At 74.6% G+C, this 22,009-nt stretch carries 17 protein-coding genes and 1 pseudogene; 12 read left to right on the top strand and 6 right to left on the bottom strand.

The genetic code is table 11. The features are described 5' to 3' along the window. Nucleotides 1-13: 13 nt before the first annotated feature. From BN2279_RS19520 to BN2279_RS19490, 7 genes are all read left to right on the top strand, one after another. Nucleotides 14-2,071 (top strand): APC family permease, encoded by a 2,058-nt coding sequence (locus BN2279_RS19520; protein ID WP_059011428.1) that lies wholly within the window; start codon nt 14-16, stop codon nt 2,069-2,071. A gap of 65 nt (nt 2,072-2,136) precedes the next feature. Further along, nucleotides 2,137-3,498, top strand: a complete 1,362-nt coding sequence (locus tag BN2279_RS19515; protein WP_059011426.1) for a class I SAM-dependent RNA methyltransferase — start codon at nt 2,137-2,139, stop codon at nt 3,496-3,498. 91 nt (nt 3,499-3,589) lie between these two features. Next, nucleotides 3,590-5,653, top strand: coding sequence for an AfsR/SARP family transcriptional regulator (locus tag BN2279_RS31090; protein ID WP_159037287.1), 2,064 nt, complete (start codon nt 3,590-3,592; stop codon nt 5,651-5,653). Continuing rightward, complete coding sequence (locus BN2279_RS19505; RefSeq protein ID WP_159037286.1) at nt 5,596-6,486, top strand: hypothetical protein; 891 nt, start codon at nt 5,596-5,598, stop codon at nt 6,484-6,486. Before BN2279_RS31090 ends, BN2279_RS19505 begins: the two co-directional genes overlap by 58 nt. A gap of 300 nt (nt 6,487-6,786) precedes the next feature. After that, nucleotides 6,787-7,710 (top strand): LLM class F420-dependent oxidoreductase, encoded by a 924-nt coding sequence (locus BN2279_RS19500; RefSeq protein WP_059011420.1) that lies wholly within the window; start codon nt 6,787-6,789, stop codon nt 7,708-7,710. A 13-nt stretch (nt 7,711-7,723) separates the two neighbouring features. Continuing rightward, nucleotides 7,724-8,608, top strand: coding sequence for a homocysteine S-methyltransferase (mmuM, locus tag BN2279_RS19495; protein WP_059011418.1), 885 nt, complete (start codon nt 7,724-7,726; stop codon nt 8,606-8,608). A gap of 549 nt (nt 8,609-9,157) precedes the next feature. Next, nucleotides 9,158-10,129: a carbon-nitrogen hydrolase family protein gene (locus tag BN2279_RS19490; RefSeq protein WP_059011416.1), complete on the top strand. Its 972-nt coding sequence runs from the start codon at nt 9,158-9,160 to the stop codon at nt 10,127-10,129. A gap of 42 nt (nt 10,130-10,171) precedes the next feature. On the opposite strand, the gene BN2279_RS19485 is transcribed toward BN2279_RS19490, so the two are convergent. Further along, nucleotides 10,172-10,945 (bottom strand): alpha/beta fold hydrolase, encoded by a 774-nt coding sequence (locus tag BN2279_RS19485; RefSeq protein ID WP_059011414.1) that lies wholly within the window; start codon nt 10,943-10,945, stop codon nt 10,172-10,174. 100 nt (nt 10,946-11,045) lie between these two features. Between BN2279_RS19485 and BN2279_RS19480 the strand changes: the two genes are divergently transcribed. From BN2279_RS19480 to BN2279_RS19470, 3 genes are all read left to right on the top strand, one after another. Further along, on the top strand, nt 11,046-12,503 hold the full coding sequence (locus BN2279_RS19480; protein WP_059011412.1) for an MFS transporter: 1,458 nt from the start codon (nt 11,046-11,048) through the stop codon (nt 12,501-12,503). Between the two features lie 30 nt (nt 12,504-12,533). Continuing rightward, nucleotides 12,534-13,202 carry a TetR/AcrR family transcriptional regulator gene (locus BN2279_RS19475; RefSeq protein WP_059011410.1) on the top strand — a complete coding sequence of 223 codons (669 nt, stop codon included), beginning with the start codon at nt 12,534-12,536 and terminating at the stop codon, nt 13,200-13,202. Between the two features lie 74 nt (nt 13,203-13,276). Continuing rightward, nucleotides 13,277-13,795: an isochorismatase family protein gene (locus BN2279_RS19470; RefSeq protein ID WP_079032318.1), complete on the top strand. Its 519-nt coding sequence runs from the start codon at nt 13,277-13,279 to the stop codon at nt 13,793-13,795. A gap of 65 nt (nt 13,796-13,860) precedes the next feature. On the opposite strand, the gene BN2279_RS19465 is transcribed toward BN2279_RS19470, so the two are convergent. The 3 genes from BN2279_RS19465 to argF form a co-directional block, all read right to left on the bottom strand. Then, complete coding sequence (locus BN2279_RS19465) at nt 13,861-14,511, bottom strand: fascin domain-containing protein (protein ID WP_234348011.1); 651 nt, start codon at nt 14,509-14,511, stop codon at nt 13,861-13,863. A 255-nt stretch (nt 14,512-14,766) separates the two neighbouring features. Continuing rightward, nucleotides 14,767-15,966: a chromate efflux transporter gene (gene chrA / locus BN2279_RS19460; RefSeq protein ID WP_059011406.1), complete on the bottom strand. Its 1,200-nt coding sequence runs from the start codon at nt 15,964-15,966 to the stop codon at nt 14,767-14,769. 117 nt (nt 15,967-16,083) lie between these two features. Beyond that, entirely contained in the window at nt 16,084-17,082 is a 999-nt protein-coding gene (gene argF, locus BN2279_RS19455; protein ID WP_059011404.1) for an ornithine carbamoyltransferase, read from the bottom strand. A gap of 142 nt (nt 17,083-17,224) precedes the next feature. Between argF and BN2279_RS19450 the strand changes: the two genes are divergently transcribed. Then, nucleotides 17,225-18,229, top strand: a complete 1,005-nt coding sequence (locus BN2279_RS19450) for a LacI family DNA-binding transcriptional regulator (protein ID WP_059011402.1) — start codon at nt 17,225-17,227, stop codon at nt 18,227-18,229. A gap of 210 nt (nt 18,230-18,439) precedes the next feature. Here BN2279_RS19450 and BN2279_RS19445 read toward each other — a convergent pair whose 3' ends face one another. Both BN2279_RS19445 and BN2279_RS19440 read right to left on the bottom strand, forming a co-directional pair. Further along, nucleotides 18,440-19,675 (bottom strand): arginine deiminase, encoded by a 1,236-nt coding sequence (locus tag BN2279_RS19445; protein ID WP_059011401.1) that lies wholly within the window; start codon nt 19,673-19,675, stop codon nt 18,440-18,442. A gap of 40 nt (nt 19,676-19,715) precedes the next feature. Then, a complete protein-coding gene (locus tag BN2279_RS19440; RefSeq protein ID WP_059011399.1) occupies nt 19,716-20,618 on the bottom strand; it encodes an isocitrate lyase/PEP mutase family protein in 903 nt (300 codons plus the stop codon). A 98-nt stretch (nt 20,619-20,716) separates the two neighbouring features. Between BN2279_RS19440 and BN2279_RS19435 the strand changes: the two are divergent. After that, nucleotides 20,717-22,006: pseudogene (locus tag BN2279_RS19435) on the top strand (Nramp family divalent metal transporter). The last annotated feature ends 3 nt before the right edge of the window (nt 22,007-22,009 follow it).

The raw sequence follows: 22,009 nt of genomic DNA, 5'->3' as shown, positions 1-22,009 counted from the left end.
ATACGGTGTGCCCATGGAAGGCACCAAACGCCTGCTGCTCGGCCGCGCGCTGCGCAGCGACGCGTTGGGCGAGACGCTGCTGCGCAAGCGCGTCGCGCTGCCGGTGTTCGCGTCGGACCCGCTGTCCTCGGTGGCCTACGCGCCGGGCGAGGTGCTCCTCATCCTGTCCATCGCCGGGCTGTCGGCCTACCACAACAGCGTGTGGATCACCGTCGCCGTCGTGGTGCTGATGCTCACCGTGGTCGCCTCGTACCGCCAGACCGTGCAGGCGTATCCCAACGGCGGCGGCGCGTACGAGGTCGTCTCCAGCAACTTCGGCCGCCGCGCCGGGCTGACCGTGGGCGGCGCGCTGCTGGTGGACTACGTGCTGACGGTCGCCGTCTCGGTGTCCGCCGGAGTGGACAACCTCGGGTCCGCGGCGCACTTCGTGGAACGCAACGAGGTGCTGTGCGCGCTCGCCGTCATCGCCGTGCTGATGCTGATGAACCTGCGGGGCGTCAAGGAGTCCGGCACGCTCTTCGCCATCCCCACCTACGCGTTCGTCGTCGGGGTGCTCGGCACCGTGGCATGGGGCGGTTTCCGGGCGCTGGTGCTGGACGACACGATGCGCGCGCCGACCGCCGACTACGACATCGTGCCGGAGCAGACCGACCTGGCCGGTTTCGCGATGGCCTTCCTGCTGCTGCGCGCGTTCTCCTCGGGCTGCGCCGCGCTCACCGGCGTGGAGGCCATCAGCAACGGGGTGCCCGCGTTCCGGCAGCCGAAGGGGCGGAACGCGGCGAGCACGCTGGCCCTGATGGGCGGGGTGGCGGCGACCATGTTCCTCGGGGTGATGACGCTCGCCCTGCACACCGACGTGCGGCTGGCCGAGGACCCGGCCCGCGATCTGCTGATCGGCGGGGAGCCGGCGGGCTCCGGCTACCACCAGGACCCGGTGATCGCCCAGGTCGGGGCGGCGGTGTTCGGCTCAGGATCGGTCGCGTTCGTCTTCCTCACCACCGCGACCGCCCTCATCCTGTTCCTGGCCGCCAACACCGCGTACAACGGCTTCCCGGTGCTCGGCTCGATCCTCGCCCAGGACCGTTACCTGCCGCGGCAGCTCCACACCCGCGGCGACCGGCTCGCCTTCAGCAACGGCATCGTCTTCCTGACCTTCCTCGCGGCGCTGCTCGTCGTCGCCTTCCAGGCCGACGTCAACCGGCTCATCCAGCTCTACATCGTCGGCGTGTTCGTCTCCTTCACCTTCAGCCAGAGCGGCATGGTCCGGCACTGGAACCGCGTGCTCGGGCAGGAGCGCGACCCCGCCGCCCGCCGCCGCGTGCACCGCGCCCGCGCCCTCAACGGCTTCGGCGCGGCGCTGTGCGTCCTCGTCCTGGTGATCGTGCTGGTCACCAAGTTCAGCCACGGGGCGTGGGTGTCGATCGTCGGCATGGCCGTCTTCTACGCCGTGATGACGGGGATCAGGAGCCACTACGACCGGGTCGCCGAGGAACTGGCGCTGGACGTGCCGGAGGAGGAGCTCGGCGTGCGGCCGTCGCAGGTGCACGCCGTGGTGCTGGTGTCGAAGATCCACAAGCCGACGCTGCGTGCCCTGTCGTACGCGAAGCTGCTGCGTTCGGACAGCCTGGTGGCGGTCACCATCGCCGTGGACCCGGTGGCGGCGGCGGAGCTGAAGGCCGAGTGGCGGCACCGGCATCTCGATGTGCCGCTGAAGGTCCTCGACGCCCCCTACCGGGAGATCACCCAGCCGTTCATCCGCTTCGTGAAGAAGCTCCGGAAGGCGCACCCGCACGATGTGGTGAGCGTGATCATCCCGGAGTACGTGGTCGGCCACTGGTACGAGGCGATCCTGCACAACCAGAGCGCGCTGCGGCTCAAGGCCCGGCTGCTGCTCACGCCCGGTGTGACCGTCACCTCGGTGCCGTGGCAGCTCGACTCCGCCGAGGCCGCCCGGGAGCGGGCCAGGCGGCGGCATCCGCTGGACGCGCCCGGGGCCGTCCGGCGCGGGGCGGGGCACCGCGGCCGTAACGGGGACCGGCACCGGGAACAGCGGCCCGGGCCGCGGCCGTAGACTGGACCGTCCTCCGCCTTTCCCCCCACCCCTTTGTCCTTCCTATCCTTCTGGAGCCCTTCGTCATGCCCACCGCACACTCCTCGTCCATGGCGGCCTCCCTGGTGGGCCGGGAGTACGAGGTCGAGGTCGGCCCGGTGGCGCACGGCGGGCACTGCGTCGCCCGCACCGCCGAGGGGCAGGTCCTGTTCGTCCGCCACACGCTGCCCGGCGAGCGGGTCGTCGCCCGCGTCACCGAGGGCCGCGAGGATTCCCGCTTCCTGCGGGCCGACGCCGTGACCGTGCTGACCGCGTCGAAGGACCGGGTCCCGGCGCCCTGCCCGTTCTCCGGGCCGGGGAAGTGCGGCGGCTGCGACTGGCAGCACGTGAAGCCGGGCGCGCAGCGGCGGCTGAAGGGGGAGGTGCTGGCCGAGCAGCTCCGCGCGCTGGCCGGGCTGACGCCCGAGGAGGCCGGCTGGGACGGCACGGTCGAGCCGGCACCCGGTGACAAGGTGGCGCCCGGCGAGGTGCCCGCGTGGCGCACGCGCGTGCAGTACGCGGTGGACGACGAGGGCAGGGCCGGGCTGCGGCGGCACCGTTCGCACGAGGTGGAGCCGGTCGACCGCTGTCTGATCGCCGCCGAGGGCGTCACCGAGCTGGGCATCGAGCATCGCCGCTGGCCCGGGATCGCGACGGTCGAGGCGATCGCCGCCACCGGGTCCAGCGACCGCATGGCGATCCTCACGCCGCGCCCCGGCGCCCGGCTGCCGCTGGTCGAGCTGGACCGGCCGGTCTCGGTGATGCGGGCCGAGGGGGAACGCGGGCGCGGCGGCGAGCACCCCGTGCACCGGGTGCACGGCCGGGCGTTCGTCCGGGAGCGGGCGGACGACCGGACCTGGCGGGTGAGCGGCGGCGGGTTCTGGCAGAGCCACCGCGAGGCGGCCGGGGTGCTGGTGGACGCGGTGATGCGGGGGCTGACGCCGCGCAAGGGCGAGATGGCCCTCGATCTGTACTGTGGCGCGGGCCTGTTCGCCGGGGCGCTCGCCGAGCGGCTCGGGGAGCGGGGCGCGGTCCTCGGCATCGAGGCGTCCCGGCGCGCGGTGGAGGACGCCCGCCACAACCTGGCGGACTTCCCCCGGGTCCGCGTCGAGCAGGGCACGGTGGCGAAGGTGCTGCCGAGGACGGGCATCACCGAGGCCGACCTCGTGGTCCTCGACCCGCCCCGGGCGGGCGCGGGCGAGGAGGTCGTGCGCCGGGTGGCCGCGCTGGGCGCGCGCCGGATCGCGTACGTGGCCTGTGACCCGGCGGCGCTCGCCCGTGACCTGGCGCACTTCCGGACGGCCGGGTACGTTCCCCGGTTCCTGCGGGCGCTGGACCTCTTCCCGATGACCCAGCACATGGAGTGTGTGGCGATCCTTCAGCCGGTGACGGCGGCCTCCGCGCGGTAACCCTCTTGTGATGGGCCGTCGGTAGGGTGGGGAGCCGGACACGCGCGCTGTGGTGCTCATGTACCGGCGTGGTGTCGGTTGGGAGTTTCCCTTGGACATCCGGCTCCTCGGTCCACTGCGGGTCCTCGCGGACGACGGCACGCCGCTGCCCGTCACCGCCCCCGTGGAGCGCGCCATCCTGGTGGCGCTCGCGCTGCGGGCGGGGCGGGCCGTGCCGGCCGGTGAACTGGCCGCGCGGGTGTGGGCCGGTGACCGGGCGGCCGGCGCCGGGGTGGCGCTGCGCGACGGCGTCGCCCGGCTGAACGCGGCGGTTCCCGGGGGCCGGGTGCGGGAGGTGCCCGGCGGGTATGTGCTGCGGGCCGACCGGGAGGAGACGGACCTCGGGCGGTTCGAGGAGGCGCTGCGGCGCGCGCGCGAGATGGCGGCGCGGGCCCCCGAGCACGCGGCAAGCCTGCTGGACGAGGCGCTGGAACTGTGGCGCGGGGCGCCGCTGGCGGATCTGGGCGACAGCCCGCTGCGGGCCCTGGAACAGCCCCGGCTGGTGGAGCTGCGGCTGCTCGCCGTCGAGGAGCGCGCCGAGCTGCGTCTCGCTCTGGGCGGGCACGCGGAAATCGTGGACGAACTGCTGGCGGAGAGCCGCGCGCACCCGCTGCGCGAGCGCCTGACGCGGCCGGGCGGGCGGCGCCCGGCGCCCCCGCGGCCCCCGCGGGGGGGCGGGGGGGGCGCACCCCCCCGGCCCTCGCTCCATCCTCCCGCCCCCCGCGAATCCGGCCCAGCTCCGGCCCGCGCCCCAGGAACGTGCCGGCGCCCGGCCGGGGCGTTCCCGCCGGGCGCCGGCACGTTCCTGGGGCGCGGGCCGGAGCTGGGCCGGATACGCGGCTGGCTGACCGAGGCGGTGGCCGCGCCCGCCGTCTGCCTGATCGACGGGCCCGGCGGGGTCGGCAAGTCGACACTCGCCGCGCGGGCGGCCCGCGAGGGGGCCGACCGGGTCCCCGACGGCCTGCTGTACGTCGATCTGCGCGGTGCCGATCCGCGCGATCCGCCGCCGGACGTCGCCGAGGCGCGGCGGCTGGTCCTGGCCACCCTGGGCACGCCGGGCAAGGAGCTGCCGCGGGACCCGGCCGCCGCCGCCGCGTTCTACCGCGAGCAGTTGCGGGGCCGGCGGGGGCTGCTGCTCCTCGACAACGCGCCGGACGCCGCGCGGGTGGCGCCGCTGCTGCCGGACGAGCCGGGCGCGGCGGCCCTGGTCACCAGCCGGGCCGCGTTGACCGGGGTCGGGTGCGGGCACCGTCTGCGCCTGACGCCGCTGACCGTCGCGGAGGCCGTGACGTTCGTCCAGGCCCTCGCGGGCGGGGCGGCGGAGCGCGGGACGCGGCGCGAGTGGGAGGAGCTGGTGACGCTGTGCGGGCGGCTGCCGCTGGCGCTGCGGATCGTCGCCGCCCGGATGGCGGCCCGACCGGGCCGGCGGCCCGCGGACTGGACGGCGGTGCTGGCGGACGAGCGGCGGCGGGCGGACGGGACGGCGGCGGACGGCGTGGAGGTGCGGGCGAGCCTGATGGTGAGCATCGGCCAGCTCGCGGCGGGCGCCGAGCCGGACCATCGGCTCGCGGCCGGGATGTTCCCGCTGCTGGGCGCGGCGGCGGTGCGGTCGTACAGCCCGGGGTCGGTGGCCGCGCTCGTCGGCTGCCCGGCGGGCGCCGCGCGGCGGGCCCTGGACCGGCTGACGGACGCGCAGATCGCGCGCAGCCCCCGGCCCGGGGTGTACACGCTGCACGATCTGGTGCGGTCGGCGGCGGTGTGGCGGGCCGCGCGGCTGCCCCCGGAGCGGTCGGCGGGGGGGGGGGGGGGGGGGGGGGGGGGGGGGCGGGGGGGGGGGGGGCCCGGCCCCTATAAAAATCTCCGAGCCCACGAGTCAAGGAGGAAAATCGGATTCCGCCTTCTGCTTGGACAAAACCAACAAAGAACTGAGCAGTCTGCAGGAGGCCTTGGACCGCGTGGTGCCCCGGCTCGCTCGCCCGGGTCAACGAGCCGCTGGCGCTGCCGGAGCTCTACCGCGTGCGGTACCGGGCGGGGGCGGACCGCTTCCCGGGCGGGCGGGTGTTCGCCTCGGCGGACGAGGCGCTGCCGTGGGTGGACGAGGTGCTGGAGGACGTGATCGCCCTGGCGCGCCAGCTCGCGGCGCCCGCGCACGACGCGGGGGACGAACTGGCCGGGCGCCCGCTGTCGGCGTTCGCGCTGGAGAGCGTGCGGGCGCTGGAGAGTTACTTCGGGACGCGGCTGAGCTGGCGGGCGCAGCGGCGGTTGTGCGAGATCGTGCTGGAGGTGGGGGAGCGGCGCGGTGACCGTTTCGCGCGGGCCGTGGCCTACGGGCAGTTGGGGAAGGTGGCGGGCCAGCAGGGCGACGGGATCAGGGGAGTCGAGCTGCTGCACCGGGGCATCGAGCTGTGCCGGTCGGTCGGCGAGCGGACCGAGGCTCTCGCCATGACGCTCAACCTCGTGCCGTGCCTGGGGTCTTCGGGGAAGCTCGCCGAGGCGGTGGAGGTGGCGGAACGGACGCTTCAGGAGGCACGGGCCGCGGGGATCGACGAGTTCCGGCCGCAGCTCGTCAACAACCTCGCGCGGTGCCACCTGTTCCTCGGCCACCACGCCACGGCGTTCGACCTGCTCACCGGGAACTACGAGACCGCGCCGCTGCCGTACGAGCGGACGATCGCCGCCGGGGTGCTGGCCGAGTACCACCTGGAGGTGGGGGAGTTCGAGGAGGCGGCCCTGTGGTCCCGCCGGGCGCTGGGGCACGCGGCCGAGCAGCCGTTCGACCCGTTCGTGGTGGCCCAGCAGCGCACCTGGCTGGCGGCGGCGCTGCGCGGGCTCGGGCGCGAGGACGCGGCCCGGGCCGAGGAGGCGCGGGCGGAGGGAATCCTCCAGGACCTCAACAGCCGGGAGAACATGCACCTGCGGGTGCGCGTGGAGGAGAAGTACGCCATCTGAGCCGTCGGGAGGCGTGCCGTCCCGGATGGTCATGGGCTCGACTGCCGCCCTCCTGGCGGTGGATCGTGCGGGCGACACGTCCCGTTCCCCTGTTCGCCGCGTGGGGCGGCGGCCGGCCGGCCGTCATCGAGGGCGCCGGCGTCACCCGTTCCGCCCCGCGCCGCTGCGTCTTCCGGGCGGCGTGCGACGGGGTCCCCGGCGGCGACGCGGCCCGGCTCACCGCGTCGCCCGCCTCCGGCCGGGCCGCTGACGCGGGAGTGCCGGGCGCCGCGCCGGGCCGCGCGGACCGAGAATGGGTCCATGGATCTCCGTATCTTCACCGAACCGCAGCAGGGCGCGAGCTACGACACCCTCCTCTCCGTCGCCAGGGCCACCGAGGAGCTGGGGTTCGACGCGTTCTTCCGGTCCGACCACTACCTCAAGATGGGCGGGGTCGACGGGCTGCCGGGGCCCACCGACGCCTGGATCACCCTCGCCGGACTCGCCCGGGAGACCAGCCGCATCCGGCTCGGCACCCTGATGACGGCCGCGACCTTCCGGCTGCCCGGCGTACTGGCCGTCCAGGTCGCGCAGGTCGACGCGATGTCCGGCGGCCGGGTCGAACTCGGCCTGGGCGCCGGGTGGTTCGAGGCAGAACACACCGCGTACGGCATCCCGTTCCCGAAGGAGAAGTTCTCCCGGCTGGAGGAGCAACTCGCCATCGTCACCGGGCTGTGGGGGACGCCGGCCGGTGAGACGTTCTCCTACGAGGGCGCCCACTACCGGCTCACCGACTCGCCCGCGCTGCCCAAGCCCGCCCAGCGCCGGGTGCCGGTGCTGCTGGGTGGCATGGGCAAGGAGCGCACCCCGCGCCTGGCGGCCCGGTACGCCGACGAGTTCAACGTCCCCTTCGCCTCCGTCGAGGACAGCGCCGACCGGTTCGACCGGGTGCGCCGGGCCGCCGAGGAGGCCGGCCGCGACCCGGCGGAACTGGTCTACTCCCACGCCCTGGTCGCCTGCGTCGGCCGGGACGACGCCGAGGTCGCCCGCCGCGCGGCGGCCATCGGCCGTGAGGTGGACGAACTCAGGAGCAACGGCCTGGCCGGCACGCCGGAGGAGGTCGTGGAGAAGATCGGCCGCTACGCCAGGACCGGCTCGTCCCGGATCTACCTCCAGATCCTCGACCTGGACGACCTCGACCATCTGGAGCTGATCGCCGACCGGGTCATGCCCCGGGTGCGGTGAACGGGGGCCGCCGGTGACCGCGCCACCCCTGGACCGCGCCACCCTCGTCCTCGACGGCGGCCTGTCCGACCAACTCCTCGCCCAGGGCTGCGACCTGTCCGGCGCGTTGTGGACAGCCCGGCTGCTGGCCGACGAGCCGGAGCAACTGGTGGCGGCCCACGCCGCCCAGGTCCGGGCCGGCGCGCGGGTGGTGACCACCGCCAGCTACCAGGCGTCGTTCGAGGGCTTCGCCCGCCGGGGCATCGGCCGGGCGGCGGCGGCCCGGCTCTTCGGCGACAGCGTGCGGCTGGCCCGCCGCGCCGGTGCGGAGTGGGTCGCCGCCTCGGTCGGGCCGTACGGCGCGGTGCGCGCCGACGGCGGCGAGTACCGGGGGCGGTACGGGCTGAGCGTCGCCGAGCTGGCCCGGTTCCACCGGCCGCGGGTGGCGGCGCTGGCCGAGGCCGGGCCCGATGTGCTCGCGCTGGAGACCGTGCCCGACATCGTCGAGGCCGAGGCGCTGCTCCGCGCGGTGCGGGGCTGCGGGATTCCGGTCTGGCTGTCGTACACGATCGCCGGTGACCGCACGCGCGCCGGGCAGCCGCTGGCCGACGCGTTCGCGCTGGCGGCGGACGAGCCGCGGGTGATCGCGGTGGGCGTCAACTGCTGCGCCCCGGGCGACGTCGCGGACGCCGTGGCGCTGGCGGCCGGGGTGACCGGCAAGCCCGTGGTGGCGTACCCGAACAGCGGCGAGGAGTGGGACCCGGTGGGCCGCCGCTGGCGGGGGCCCGGTACGTACGCGCCCGGCGCGGCCGTGTCCTGGCGCGCGGCGGGCGCGCGGCTGATCGGCGGCTGCTGCCGGGTCGGCGCCGGGCACATCGCGGCGGTCGCCGCCGCGCTGGCGGCGGCGCCGGCGGGGTGAGGAGAAGAGACCGGTGTGAAATGGCCCACGTTCGCTGGCTGATTGATAGCGTGCTCAGGGGGTTCCGGGGGCGCCGGTGAGCCCTGGCATATGTCTGTGACCAGCCCATCCGCCGTGCGGCGCGGCAGAAAACCGTGAATTCCAGCCGTGTTGAGCGGGCGCCGATTCGTCCGATACGCGGCGGTCGCGGGTCCAAGCCGCAGGTGGCAGCCTCTGCCACGAACTTGAATCTTCACCGGTTGGTAGCTGAGGGGATACGCAACGCGACTGAAATTGTCCGTGTGGTGCTGGATTTCGGGCGATGTTCCGGCAGACTCCGGGCATGGAGCCGGTACCTCCGCTGTGCAGGGCAGAGGTCCCGGCTCCCCCGGACGGGTCCGCGCACCGGCACTGCCGCCTCCCCGCGTTGTGGCCGGCCGCGCGGTCCGTACCGGATTCGCCGGGATACCGTGGTCGCGCGCTGTGACGACCGCCCCCGGGCCAGGGGACCACCGGGGATCCCTTCGTGACCGTGCCGCAGACCGAGTCAGCCACGAAGGAGCCTTTCCCGTGCGTGAGTTCCTGACCGTCGCGCTGCTCCAGCTCGACCGTCCCGGCCATGACCTCACCGCCAACCGCGACGCGGGCGAGGCGGCGTGCCGCCGCGCCAAGGCGCTGGGCGCCGACATCGCCCTGTTCCCCGAGATGTGGAGCAACGGCTACGCCTCGGCCGCCACGTCCGAGCAGGCCGAGACCAACATCCATCGCCATCCGGAGCTGTGGGATGGCGAGGAGCCCGTCGGCGTCCCCGGCCACCGCGAGGCGTGGCACGGCGATCCCGTCGGCCCGGACTCGCCGTTCGTGACCCACTTCCGCAAGCTGGCCGCCGAGCTGGACATGGCCGTCGCCCTGACCTACCTCGAACGCCGGGACGGCCCGCCCCGCAACACCGTCTCCCTCATCGACCGGCACGGCGAACCGGTGCTCACCCAGGCCAAGGTGCACCTGTGCGCGTTCGCCTGGTCCGAGTCCTCGCTCGAACCCGGCGACGCCTTCCGGGTCGTGACCCTGGACACGGCGGCGGGCGATGTCCGGGTGGGCGCGATGATCTGCTACGACCGGGAGTTCCCCGAGAGCGCCCGCGCGCTGATGCTGGCGGGCGCCGAGTTGATCCTGACGCCGAACGCCTGCGACCTCGAACAGCACCGGATCGCGCAGTTCCGCACCCGGGCCTACGAGAACATGGTGGGTGTCGCCATGGCCAACTACGCGGGCCCGGGCTGGGGTCACTCGGTGGCGTTCGACGGCATGCCGTTCGACGAGGACGGCGACTACCGCGACACGCTGTGCGTCGAGGCCGGTGAACATCCCGGGATCTATCCGGCCGTCTTCGACCTCGGCGCGCTGCGCGCGTACCGGCGGCGCGAGACGTGGGGCGACGCGTTCCGCCGCCCGTCCGCGTACGGGCCGTTGACCCGGAGCGGGCCGCCGCGCGAGCCGTTCGTCCGGGTGACCCACGACGGCCGCCCGCCGCGCCGCTGATCCGCGCCGGACCGGGCCGACGCGCCTCGTGCGCGCCCCGGCCTACCGGGTGTGTCCGGTGTGGCCGGTGAGGAAGTCCAGCAGCAGCGCGGCCGTTTCGGCGGGGCGTTCCAGGCTGGGCAGGTGTCCGGCCCAGTCCAGTTCCACGTGGCGGGCGCCGGGCACCGCGTCGGGCAGTGCGGCGGCGATCGCGCGGAAGTCGGCCAGGTCGTGCGCGCCCGCGACGGCCAGGGTCGGGGCGGTGATCCGGCCCAGGTCGATGTCCACCTCCGGCTGCTCGACGTCGTCGGCCGCCAACTGGACGTCGAACGCGTGCCGTTGCATCAGCCGGACCATCGCCTTGGTGTTGCCGTCGGCGTCCGGTCCCAGCCAGGTGGCGACGTTCAGCTCGACGGCGCCCGCGAGGTCGCCGGACTCGATGAGCGCGCTCTCCCGTTCGCCGAATGCCCGCAGGGCGTCGCCCGGTTCGTGGCCGGGCGCGCCCGCGTTCAACAGGGCCAGGGCCGTGACCCGTTCCGGCCGGCGGGCGGCCAGCTCCAGCGCGACCCGGCCGCCCGACGACGAACCGACCACCGCCGTCCGGCCGATGCCCAGCGCGTCGAGCAGTTCCACGACGTCGTCCGCGTCGCGGTACGGGGCGTCGGCCGCCGGGGTGTCGCCGAAGCCGCGGAAGTCGCAGCGCAGCACGCGGAACCCCGCGTCGAGGAACAGCCGCCACTGCGGGTCCCACATCCGGCGGTCGCAGACCGAGGAGTGCAGGAGCAGCACCTCCGGGCCGTCGCCATCGTCGTCATGTGCGAGAAGTGTTCGGCGCATCGGGGACGCATTCTCGCACGGCGCCGCGCGGGGCCGGCGGGCGCCCGTGGGTGCGCCCTAACTGTGGATCGGAGCGCTCCGCTCCGATAGCATCGGGTGCATGACAACCCCAGTCGCCTCCCGGCCCAACCCCAACGCGCTCCTCGCCGCGCTGCTGGTGTCGGTCGGCTCCTACACCCTCATGCAGACGATGGTCGTCCCGGCGCTGCCGGTCCTGACCGAGAAGCTGGAGACCGACACCGGCACCGCCGCCTGGCTGATCACCGCGTTCCTCCTCGGCTCCGCCGTCCTGACCCCCGTGCTCAGCGCCCTCGGCGACCGCTTCGGGCACCGCCGCATGCTGCTGGTCGCGCTCGGCGCCTTCCTGGCGAGCACGCTCGGCGCCGCCGCCGCGCCCGACGTCGGCACCCTGATCGCGATGCGCGCCCTGGAGGGCGTCAGCATGGCGATGCTGCCGCTCGCCCTGGCGATCATCCGCGAGTCGATGCCGCCGGAACGGATCGCCGCGAGTTTCGGCGTCACCGCCGCCATGCTCGGCGGCGGCGCGGGCCTCGGCCTCCTCGTCGGCGGCCTCATCATCGAGGACCACTCCTGGCGCTGGATGTTCGGCTTCGAGGCCGTGCTCATCGTCGTGGCCGCCGGACTCGTGCTGCGGTTCGTGCCCGAGACCACCCGCCGCCCCGGCGCCGCCGACCGGCGCGTGGACGTGGTCGGCGCGGTGGTGCTGGCCGGCGCGCTGTCGCTGCTGCTGCTCGGCATCACCCAGGGCGACGCGTGGGGCTGGACGTCCCCCGGCCTGCTCGGGCTCTTCGCCGGTTCGGTCGCGCTGTTCGCCGTGCTGGTCGTGGTGGAGAACCGGCAGAAGGACCCGCTGGTCGACCTGCGCCTCTTCGCGCACCCGCCGATGCTGGTCACCAACCTCGCCGCCCTGCTCCTCGGCGTGGTGCCGTTCTTCTTCTACGTGCTGCTGCCGCTGCTGCTCCAGATGCCGGGCGAGGTCGCCGAGTACGGACAGGGCCACTCGGTCGTCGAGTCCGGCCTGCTGCTCCTGCCCGCCTCGATCTGCACCATGGCCGCGGGCGGCGCGACCGCGCCGCTCGCCGCCCGGTTCGGGCCGCGCGCCCCGCTGTTCGTCGCCATGATCCTGATGACGCTCGGCGCGGTGACGACCGCGGTGTGGCACGGCGGCACGTTCGAACTCGCCGCGCTCTTCTGCCTGGTGGGCGCCGGCTCCGGCTTCGGCTTCGCCGCCCTGGCCGACTTGGTGGCGTCCATCGTGCCCCGCCACGAACTCGCCGCCGGCAACGGCCTCAACACGGTCGTCCGGACCGTTGGCAGCGCCATCGGCAGCCAGGCCGCCGCGGCCCTGCTGGAGGCCAGGACGGTCGCCGGCAGCGGCGTTCCCGCCGAGAGCGCGTTCACCACCGGCTTCTGGCTGGCCGCCGCGCTGGGCGTGGTGGGTATCGTTCTTGTCGCCGTGCTGCGTCCCCGCCCCTACCGGTCGGGACCGGCGCCGGCGGCCGGGGCGTCCGCCCCCCAGGGGGCGGCCACCCGCTGACGGACCTCATGAGCGGAGTCGGAGTCATCCATGCGAACCGAGCGCCCCACGCCCCCCAGGGGAAGGCAGGCGGAGGCCGGCCGTAACGACGAGCGGCTCCTGCGGGCCGCGCGGCAGGTCTTCGCCGAGTCGGGCTGGGACGCCCCGGTCTCGCTGATCGCCCGGCGGGCCGGGATCGGCATGGGCAGTCTGTACCGCCGCTACGGCAGCAAGGAGGACCTCGTCCGGCGCATCCAGCTCGCGGCCATGGCCCGGCTCACCGAGCTGGCCGAGTCGGCGGCGGCGCACCCCGATCCCTGGGACGGGTTCGTGGAGTTCATGACCGGCAGCCTGTGGCCGGACAACGACGGCGGCAGCATGCTCTCCATCGTCGGCGGCCGGCTGGCCGCCACCCCGGAGATCGACGCCGCCGCCGAACGGCTGCGGGTCGCCGTGGACACGATCGTGCAACGGGCCCAGCAGGCCGGGGCGTTGCGCGAGGACGTGGGCGCCGGGGACATCATGCTCAGCCTGGACCACCTCAACGCGCGGCTGCCGGCCCCGACCGCGCGCGTCGTGGAACTCCACCGCCGCTCCGTGGAGCTGCTGCTGGACGGGCTGCGCGCCCCGGCCGCCCGGCCGCTGTCCGGACCGGCCCTGAGCTGGGAGGAGTTGAAGGGCATGTGGCACGCGGGCCCGGCGGAGGACGACGCCGGCTGACCGGACCCGGCGATGTTCCCGTGCCGCGCCCGCCGTGTGATCCGGGCGTCACACGCGGTCGTTACCCTGCCCGGATGGCTTCCGTGCTGCTTCTCCTGGGCGTGCAAAGGAACATGCTGGCGCCACCCGCGCCGGTGGCGGGCGCGGCGGCCGTGTCGGCCGCGATCGAGGGGCTGTTGGGGCGGGCCCGCGCGGCCGGTTCGCTGATCGTCCATGTGCGCAACTGCGGCGTGGCCGGGGACCCCGACGAACAGGGCACACCGGGCTGGGAGTTGATCCACGAGGTGCGCGACGGTGAGCACGTGGTGGACAAGGCGGAGCCCGACGCCTTCGCCGGGACCGGGCTGGCGTCGCTGATCCCGCCCGGCTCCGGGGTGGTGGTGGCCGGATTACAGAGCGAGTTCTGCGTACGGGCCACGGCGCGGGCGGCGCTGGCGCGGGGCCACCGGGTGGCCCTGGCGCGCGGGGCGCACGGCACCTACGAGGCGCGGGTGCCGCGCGAGACAGAGGCGGAACTACGGGTCCTCGGCGTCACGGTGGTGGACGCGGAGGCCGTGAGGTTCGAGAAGTCCCGGGCCGACGCCGGGAGTTGAGCCCGGCTCGAAGGCGATGCCGCTGAAGGTGCGGCCGGGGCGGGCGAGTGCCCGCCCCGGGCCGGTCAGTCCTCGATGTCGAACGCCTCCCAGGTGCCGTTCGCGTCCGAGGACCGGGCCCGGAGGGCGTACTGCCGGATCCCGGTGTAGCTGTTCTCCATGGCCACGAAGAGACCGTTGGCATGCGCCTGGAGCACGTAGTGCCCGGTGGTGTCGTTGAACCACACGGAGAACCGTTCCCACCCGCCGGCGCCGGCCGACCTGGCGCGCAGCAGCCCGTTGTCCGCTCCCGTCCAGCTCTTCTCGACGGCCACGTACAGGTCGGTCGCGGCCGAGCGGAGGGCGTAGGACTCCGAGGCGTTGTCCCAGTCGAACCAGTACTTCTCCCACGAGCCGCCCGCCGTCTGGGAACGCGCCCGCAGCAGACCGGTGTACGGCGCGGCGTACGAGACCTCCGTCGACACGTAACGGCCGTTCCGCACCGACACCAGCCGGTACGGCCCCTCGACGGTGTCCGCCGCCATGGTCCTGGCCGCGGAGCCGGTGCCCGTGCCGATGTCGAGGCCGGGCCCCTCGACGCGCCTCCACCCGGCCCCGGCCGGGGGCCCGGCGGCGTTCCGCCCGGCGGCCCGAGCCGTCGCCCCCAGGGACGAGGCCGCCAGCAGGCCGCCGACGGAGTGGGCGAGCACGGCCCTGCGTCGCACGTTCGGTGTCACGTCGATCCTTCGGTCGTCGGGCCTCGCGGCGGACGACAGCGTCCGGGAACGGCGGCCGGGCGGGCGCCGCGAAGCGGAAGTGGTGTGCGGCCTCGGCCCGCGCGCCCCCGTCCGGACCGTGGGTCAGGCGGTCCCGGGGTGATGGCGCCCCGCACGGGGGTCAGTGTAGGGCGCGGCCCGGCCCGGCGGGTCCGGTTCGGCGAGAGAGGTCCGGCCCCGCGACAGCCCGGTCCCGGGAAGGTCCCGGCCGTCCGGTCAGGACACCGCCCAGCCCGCCAGCGCCGCCGCCACACCGAGTCCGCCGCAGGCCAGGAGCGTGCCGACCACGCCCCGGCGCAGCGCGAGCAGCGCCACGGCCGCCAGGCCGAGGACGCCGTACTGCCAGGCGTGCTGGAGCGCGAGCGCCAGCGGCACCGCCGAGCCGCAGATCGCGCCGATCACCGCCGGGCCCGCGCCGTCGAAGAACGCCTGCGCGGCGGGCGCCGACCGGATGCGCTCGAAGTGCCCCGCGCCCAGCAGGATCAGCAGGAACGACGGCCCGAACGCGACCGCCGAGGCGAGGAGTCCACCGGCGAGGCCGCCCGCCGCCCAGCCGACGACCGCGACCGTCTGCACCACCGGCCCCGGCGTTATCTGCCCGAGGGCCACCGCGTTGAGGAACTCGCCGTCCGTCATCCAGCCGTGGCCGTCCACGGCGTCGGACCGCATCAGCGGGATGATGACGAACCCGCCGCCGTAGGAGAGCGCGCCGACCTTGTACGCGGTCCACGTCAGCGCCGAGAGCGAGGCCGCCGCCGCGGTGACCGGGAGGGCCGCCAGGAACGCCCACAACCGGGCGCGGCCGGCGCGGCGTTCGCGCGCCACGGCGGGCGCGGGGGTCCGGGTCCCGCGGGCCCGGCGCACCGCGAGTTCGGTCAGCCCGGTGGCCAGCAGCACCACCACCAGCCACGGTCCGAGCAGGACGGACGCCAGGCCGCCCGCGACGAGGTAGCAGGCCCAGCGCGCCCGCCCGGCCCGGCCCGCCGCGCGGCGCACGCTGTCCGGGACCATCCGCGTGCCCGCCTGCACGGCCACCGCCGCCACGGCCGAACCGGCCCCGGCCGCCGCGCCGTTGACCCAGGCCGGGGGGTTGCCCGAGAGGAACAGCGCGGCCAGCGCCAGGATCAGGATCAGTCCCGGCACGATGAAGCAGAAGCCGCCCACCAGCGCGCCCCGCGCGCCGCGCAGCCACCAGGCGGTGAGGATCGCGAGCTGGGTCGAGGCGGGGCCGGGCAGCAGGTTGGTCGCCGCGATGCCGTCCTCGAAGTCCCGCGCGGAGAACCAGCGCCGGCGCGTCACGCACAACTCGCGCAGCAGGGCGATGTGCGTCGGCGGCCCGCCGAACCCGAGGACGCCGATCCGCCCCCACTCCCGGGCGATGGTGCGGAGCGGCACGTCGGGCCGGACGTGGGGCACGGGAGCCTCCGGGGACGGGGGAGACGCGGGGGACTTCACGACGTCCGCGACCCTATCCCCGCCCGGTGAACGGGCCGTGACGCCCGCCGTGACGCCCGGCCCGACGCCCGCCGGCCCTCAGCCCAGGGTGGCGACCATGAGCGCCTTGATGGTGTGCAGCCGGTTCTCCGCCTGGTCGAAGACGACGGAGTGCGGCGACTCGAAGACCTCGTCGGTGACTTCGAGGGACTCCAGCCCGTGCCGGGCGTGGATCTCGCGCGCCACCCGGGTGCCGAGGTCGTGGAAGGCGGGCAGGCAGTGCAGGAACCGCACGTCCGGGTTGCCGGTCGCGCGCAGCACGTCCATCCCCACGGCGTACGGCTTCAGCAGCGCGATCCGCTCGTCCCACACCTCCGGGGGCTCACCGAGCGAGACCCAGACATCGGTGGCCACGAAGTCCGCGCCCCGCACGCCCTCGGCCACCTCCTCCGTGAGGGTGATCCGGGCGCCGGTGGACGCGGCGAGCCGGGCGGCCTCGGCGCGGACCGGCGCCTCCGGCCAGAGCGACTCGGGCGCCACGATCCGCACGTCCATGCCGAGCAACGCGCCGGTGATCAGGTAGGAGTTGCCCATGTTGTTGCGGGCGTCGCCGAGGTAGGCGAAGGCCATCCACTCCAGCGGCTTGGTGCTGTGCTCGGTCATGGTGAGCACGTCGGCCAGCATCTGCGTGGGGTGCCACTCGTCGGTCAGCCCGTTGTACACCGGGACCCCGGCGTGCTCCGCCAGCTCCTCGACGGTCCGCTGGGCACTGCCCCGGTACTGGATGGCGTCGAACATCCGGCCCAGGACCCGGGCGGTGTCCCGGGTCGACTCCTTGTACCCGAGGTGGGAGCCGGCCGGGTCGAGATAGGTGGTGGCGGCGCCCTGGTCGGCGGCGGCCACCTCGAACGCGCAGCGCGTGCGCGTCGAGCTCTTCTCGAAGATCAGCGCGATGTGCTTCCCGGTGAGGTGCCGCACCTCGGAGCCGGACCGCTTGGCGGCCTTGAGCCCGGTGGCGAGACCGACCAGGGAGCGGAACTCCTCGGGGGTGAGGTCGAGCTCCTTGAGAAAGTGGCGGCCCGTGAGCTCTGTCGCCATGGCGGCTCCGTAGGTGCGTCGCTCGGATGGACTGAGGCAAGCTGAAATTGTATACGTCATCCTACATGACTATGCAAGGCTGTTTCCGTACGGCCGGAGGTACGGTGATCCTCGCGGAAACCGGCGGAGGAGGGGGACCGGCATGCGGACGCATGTGGACCAGCGGCACGGGCGGGTGCTCGAACTCGTGCGTTCCCGGGGCAGTTTGCGGGTCGCGGACCTCGCCCGCGAGCTGGGGGTGTCGCCCGTGACGGTCCGCCGTGACGTGGAGGCGCTGGCCGCCCAGGGACGGTTGCGCCGGCTGCACGGCGCCGTCGTCTGGCCGGGGGCCGAGGCGGTCCGGGCCGTCCCGGTGCTCGGCATGGTCGTCCCCGGCCCCGAGCGGTGTTTCGCGGAGCTGGTGCGCGGCGTCCGCGACGCGGTCGCGGCGCGCGACGGCCGGCTGGTCGTCGGCCTCTCCCACCACGACCCGGACGAGGACCCGCGCCAGGTGGCCCGCCTGCTGGAGTCCGGCGCCGAGGGCCTGCTGCTGGTGCCCGCCTGGCCGCGGGGCACGCCCCCGCCCGGCGAGGCCGGACGGCTGGCCGGCACCGGCGTGCCGACCGTCCTGGTCGACCGCGCCACGCCCCCCGGCAGTCCCCTCGCCGAGCTGGACTCGGTGCTGTCGGACCACGTGCGCGGCGCGGCCGGCGCGGTCCGGCACCTCGCCGCCCTCGGCCACCGGCGCGTCGCCCTGGTGCTGCGCGAGGACCCGACCGCGCATCGGGTGGCCGAGGGCTTCGCCGCCGGGGCCGCCGCCTGCGGCCTGGACGACGCGGGCCCGCCCGTCACCGTGCCGCGCGACGCCGCCCCCGCCGCCATCGACGCGGCCGTGGACCGGCTCTGCGAGGCCCGCGAACGGGACGGCCTGCGGGCCGCCCTGGTCCTGGACGACCAGATCGCCCTCGGCGTCCTGCAACGGCTGCGGCAGCGCGGCGTCCTGGTCCCCGCCGATTTCGCGCTCGTCGCCTACGAGGACGACCTGGCGGCGCTGGCCGACGTTCCCCTGACCGCCGTCGCCCCGCCCCGCCACGCGGTCGGCGAGACCGCGGCGCACCTCCTGCTCGACCGCATGACGGCTGTCTCTTATCCCCCTCTGACGCCGTAGGATGTTGGTGGGGGAGAGGGTGGGCGGGAGGGCTGTTGAGTGTGATGTTGCTGTGATAGGGGCGACGGGGGCAAGGCAGAGCAAAGCTGTCCACTTCGTCGGCGGCGTCAGAGGTGGATAAGAGAGAGGGATCGCGCTGGTGCCGCGCCTCCACGTCAGGCGTTCCAGCGGCGGCCCGGCCGCGGCCTGACCCGTACCCGCCCCGCGCGGTCAGCGGACCGGGTCCCGTTCCACCGGGCAGCTCATGCAGCGGGGCCCGCCCCGGCCCCGGCCCAGCTCGCTGCCGGGGATCTCCAGCACCTCGAACCCCTGGTCCCGCAGGTACGTGTTGGCGGTGACCGTCCGCTCGTACGCCACCACGACGCCGGGTTCGACGGCCAGCACGTTGCAGCCGTCGTCCCACTGCTCGCGCTCCGCCGAGCGCACGTCCTGAACCGGCGTCAGCACCCGGACGCGATCCAGCCCGAGCGCGGCGGCGATCGCCCGGTGCATGTGCTCCGGCGGGTGGTCGGTGACCTTCAGCTCCTGCCCGTCCCCGCCCGGCTCGATGGTGTACGAGCGGAGCATCCCCAGCCCCGCGTACTGCGTGAACGTCTCGCCGTCCACCATCGTCAGCACCGTGTCCAGGTGCATGAACGCCCGCCGCTTCGGCAGGTCCAGGGCCACGATGCAGCGCGCCGACCCGGCCCCGAACAGCCGCCGGGCCAGCAGCTCCACGGCCTGCGGCGTGGTCCGCTCGCTCATCCCGACCAGCACCGCGCCGTTGCCGATCACCAGCACGTCGCCGCCCTCGATGGTGGACGGATGCGCGCCCCGCCCCTCCGACCAGGTGTGGAACGTGCCCGCGTCCGGCCCGGTGAACAGGGGATGGTGGTGGTACACCGCCTCGAAGTGGACGGTCTCCCGCTGCCTGGCCGGCCAGCGCATCGCGTTGATCGCCACCCCGTCGTAGACCCAGGCCGAGGCGTCGCGGGCGAAGAGGTGGTTGGGCAGCGGACGCAGCAGGAAGTCGTCCGGCTCCATCACGTGGAACCGCACGGACGACGGCTCCTCGTGCCGCTCCAGGTACTCCCGCTTGGTCATCCCGCCGATCAGCGCCTCCGCCAGCTCCGCGGTCGGCAGCGCGTCGAAGACCGAGCGCAGCAGGTCCGTGGCGAGCGGGCCGTACTCGCGCTCGTCGAAGACCCGGTCCAGCACCAGGGCGCGGGCGGCCGGGACGTCGAGGCTCCGCGCGAGCAGGTCCCCGAACAGGTGAACCTCGACGCCCCGGGCGCGCAGCAGCCCCGAGAAGACGTCGTGCTCCTGCTGCGCGCGGCGCACCCACAGCACGTCGTCGAAGAGCAACTCGTCCTTGTTGGTGGGGGTGAGCCGCTTCAGCTCCAGGCCCGGGCGGTGCAGGATCACGCGGCGCAGCCGCCCGGTCTCGGAATCGACGTGGAAGGTCATACCACCATTCTGGACGCCCTTCCCTCCGGGCGCGGGTCCGTCACGACGCGGGCGTCTCCCCGGCCCGCGGATCGCGGGGTGCGGCCATCAGGGCGTCCAGAGCGTCCAGGTCACTGTATTCGTGGCCCCCGGCGAGTCCTTCGAACGTGCCCGCCGTGAGGATCTCCCGCGCCGCCCGTTCGGCCAGCGCGTAGGCGGACCGGGCCAGCGCCGAGCCGACGCTGACACGGGCCGCGCCCGCCGCCGCCAGGGCCGGGACGGGTGGCGCGCCGGGGCCCGCCAGCACGTTGAGCGGCACGGGCAGGGCCGCCGCGAGTTCCGCGATCAGCTCCGCGTCGGTGACGCCCGGCACGAAGAGGCCGTCCGCGCCCGCCGCCAGATGCGCCTCGGCCCGTTCCAGGGTCCGCCGCATCCGGTCGGCCGTGCGGTCGCCGACACCGCGCAGGAAGACGTCCACCCGCGCGTTGACGAACACCGGCACGCCCAGCGCGTCGCCCGCCGCGCGGGCCGCCTCCAGCCGCCGTGCCGGGTCGGCCGCCGCGCGCGGGGGCTCGGGTCCGCCGTGGTCGGCATCCTCCAGGTGGCCCCCGACCGCTCCCGCCTCCAGCACCCCGCGCACGGTCTCCCCGACACCGGCCGCGTCCCGGGCGAGGCCGCTCTCGATGTCGGCCGTCACCGGGACGGGCACGGCCGCGGCGATCCGGGCGATCAGCTCCAGGGCCTGGCGCCGGTCGAGCCGTTCACCGTCCGGGACGCCCATGCTCCAGGCCGTGCCGGAGCTGGTGGTGGCGACGGCGGTGGCGCCGGCCCGCACCACGAGCCGGGCACTGAGCGCGTCCCAGGCGTTGGGCAGCACCAGCGGGGTGGCGTCCTGGTGCAGGGAGTGGAAGTGACGGGCGAGGTCGGCGAGTTCCGGGGTGCGGGTATCCGTTGTCTCGGTCATGGAACCCAGTGAACCAGCCGTCCCGGCGGCCCCACCGGCGGCATTCCGGCACGTTCGCCTTCGCGTATCGGGCGGCGCCTGATGGGCAGAACCTTCCCGTGGACGACGAAGGACAACTCCCCAGGACACGCTGGCGGTTCATCGGCCCGGGGCTGGTGGTGGCGGCGACCGGGGTGGGCGCGGGGGATCTGGTGGACGCAAGTACGGGGAGGTAAGTGCAGGTTGGGGGTTGGGGAAGACAGGGAGATCAGCACTTTCCTCTTCGGCGGCAGCGTCAGAGGTGTAGGAGAGACAGGCTGTGGGCGGCGGTGCTCGGCTGCCTGGTCAAGATCTCCCTCGCCGAGGCCACCGGGCGCTGGCATCTGGCCACCGGCACCACGGTGTTCGACGGCTGGCGCTCGCTCGGCCGGTGGCCCGTGCGGTACTTCGGGGCGTACATCGTCGTCTGGGGGTTCGTCTACGGCGCGACCGCCATGTCCGCCAGCGCCCTGCCGCTCGTCGCGCTCTTCCCCGACGGGCCCTCGCTGCGCGTCTGGGGCATCCTGTCCGGGCTGCTCGGCCTGGCCTGCGTCTGGTTCAACCGCTACGCCGTGGTCGAGAAGCTGATGACGGGCTTCGTCGGTGTCATGTTCCTGGTGGTGGCCGGCATCGCCGTCCGCGTCGGCCCCGACGCGGGCGCCCTGGCGGCGGGGCTGGTGCCCACGCTGCCCGACGGCTCCGTGCTGTACACACTCGGTCTGCTCGGCGGCGTCGGCGGCACCATCACCCTGGCCGCGTACGGGTACTGGGTGACCGCCAAGGGCTGGCGCGGCCCCGCCTGGATGCCGGTGATGCGCCTGGACAACCGCGTCGCCTACGCCACGACCGGGCTGTTCGTCGTCGCCATGCTGGTCATCGGCGCCGAGCTGCTGCACGCCGCCGACATCGCCCTGGCGACCGGCGACCGGGGGCTGCTCGATCTGGGCGAGGTACTGGAGGACCGCTTCGGCGCGGTCACCGCCGACCTGTTCCTGATCGGGTTCTTCGCCGCCTCCTTCAGCTCCGTCATCGGCGTCTGGCACGGGGTGAGCCTGCTGTTCACCGACTTCGTCGCCCACGGCCACCCCGAGCCGGAACGGTCCGGACCGTTCCGCGCGTACCTGCTGTGGCTGACGTTCCCGCCGATGGGGCTGCTCTTCCTGGACGAGCCGGTGGGGCTGATCCTGACCTACGGGGTGCTGGGCGCGTTCTTCATGCCGTTCCTCGCGCTGACCCTGCTGTGGCTGCTCAACACCGGCCGCGTACCGGACCGCTGGCGCAACGGCCCGTTCGGCAACGTGATGCTGGCGGCCTCCGGGGCGCTCTTCGTGGTGCTGTGCGTCCAGCAGATCCGCGAGCTGCCGTGGTGAACC

Source organism: Streptomyces specialis, from assembly GCF_001493375.1.
GTDB lineage: Bacteria > Actinomycetota > Actinomycetes > Streptomycetales > Streptomycetaceae > Streptomyces > Streptomyces specialis.
The sequence above is the reverse complement of the archived record's forward strand: the minus strand, read 5'-3'. Positions and strand labels throughout refer to the sequence as shown.

What these genes read in the sequence shown, in the direction of transcription:
- BN2279_RS19520 (WP_059011428.1), top strand. Translation starts at nt 14, where the DNA reads ATGGAAGGCACCAAACGCCTGCTGCTCGGCCGCGCGCTGCGCAGCGAC.
- BN2279_RS19515 (WP_059011426.1), top strand. Translation starts at nt 2,137, where the DNA reads ATGCCCACCGCACACTCCTCGTCCATGGCGGCCTCCCTGGTGGGCCGG.
- BN2279_RS19500 (WP_059011420.1), top strand. Translation starts at nt 6,787, where the DNA reads ATGGATCTCCGTATCTTCACCGAACCGCAGCAGGGCGCGAGCTACGAC.
- BN2279_RS19485 (WP_059011414.1), bottom strand. Translation starts at nt 10,945, where the DNA reads ATGCGCCGAACACTTCTCGCACATGACGACGATGGCGACGGCCCGGAG.
- BN2279_RS19480 (WP_059011412.1), top strand. Translation starts at nt 11,046, where the DNA reads ATGACAACCCCAGTCGCCTCCCGGCCCAACCCCAACGCGCTCCTCGCC.
- BN2279_RS19475 (WP_059011410.1), top strand. Translation starts at nt 12,534, where the DNA reads ATGCGAACCGAGCGCCCCACGCCCCCCAGGGGAAGGCAGGCGGAGGCC.
- BN2279_RS19470 (WP_079032318.1), top strand. Translation starts at nt 13,277, where the DNA reads ATGGCTTCCGTGCTGCTTCTCCTGGGCGTGCAAAGGAACATGCTGGCG.
- argF (WP_059011404.1), bottom strand. Translation starts at nt 17,082, where the DNA reads ATGGCGACAGAGCTCACGGGCCGCCACTTTCTCAAGGAGCTCGACCTC.
- BN2279_RS19450 (WP_059011402.1), top strand. Translation starts at nt 17,225, where the DNA reads ATGCGGACGCATGTGGACCAGCGGCACGGGCGGGTGCTCGAACTCGTG.
- BN2279_RS19445 (WP_059011401.1), bottom strand. Translation starts at nt 19,675, where the DNA reads ATGACCTTCCACGTCGATTCCGAGACCGGGCGGCTGCGCCGCGTGATC.
- BN2279_RS19440 (WP_059011399.1), bottom strand. Translation starts at nt 20,618, where the DNA reads ATGACCGAGACAACGGATACCCGCACCCCGGAACTCGCCGACCTCGCC.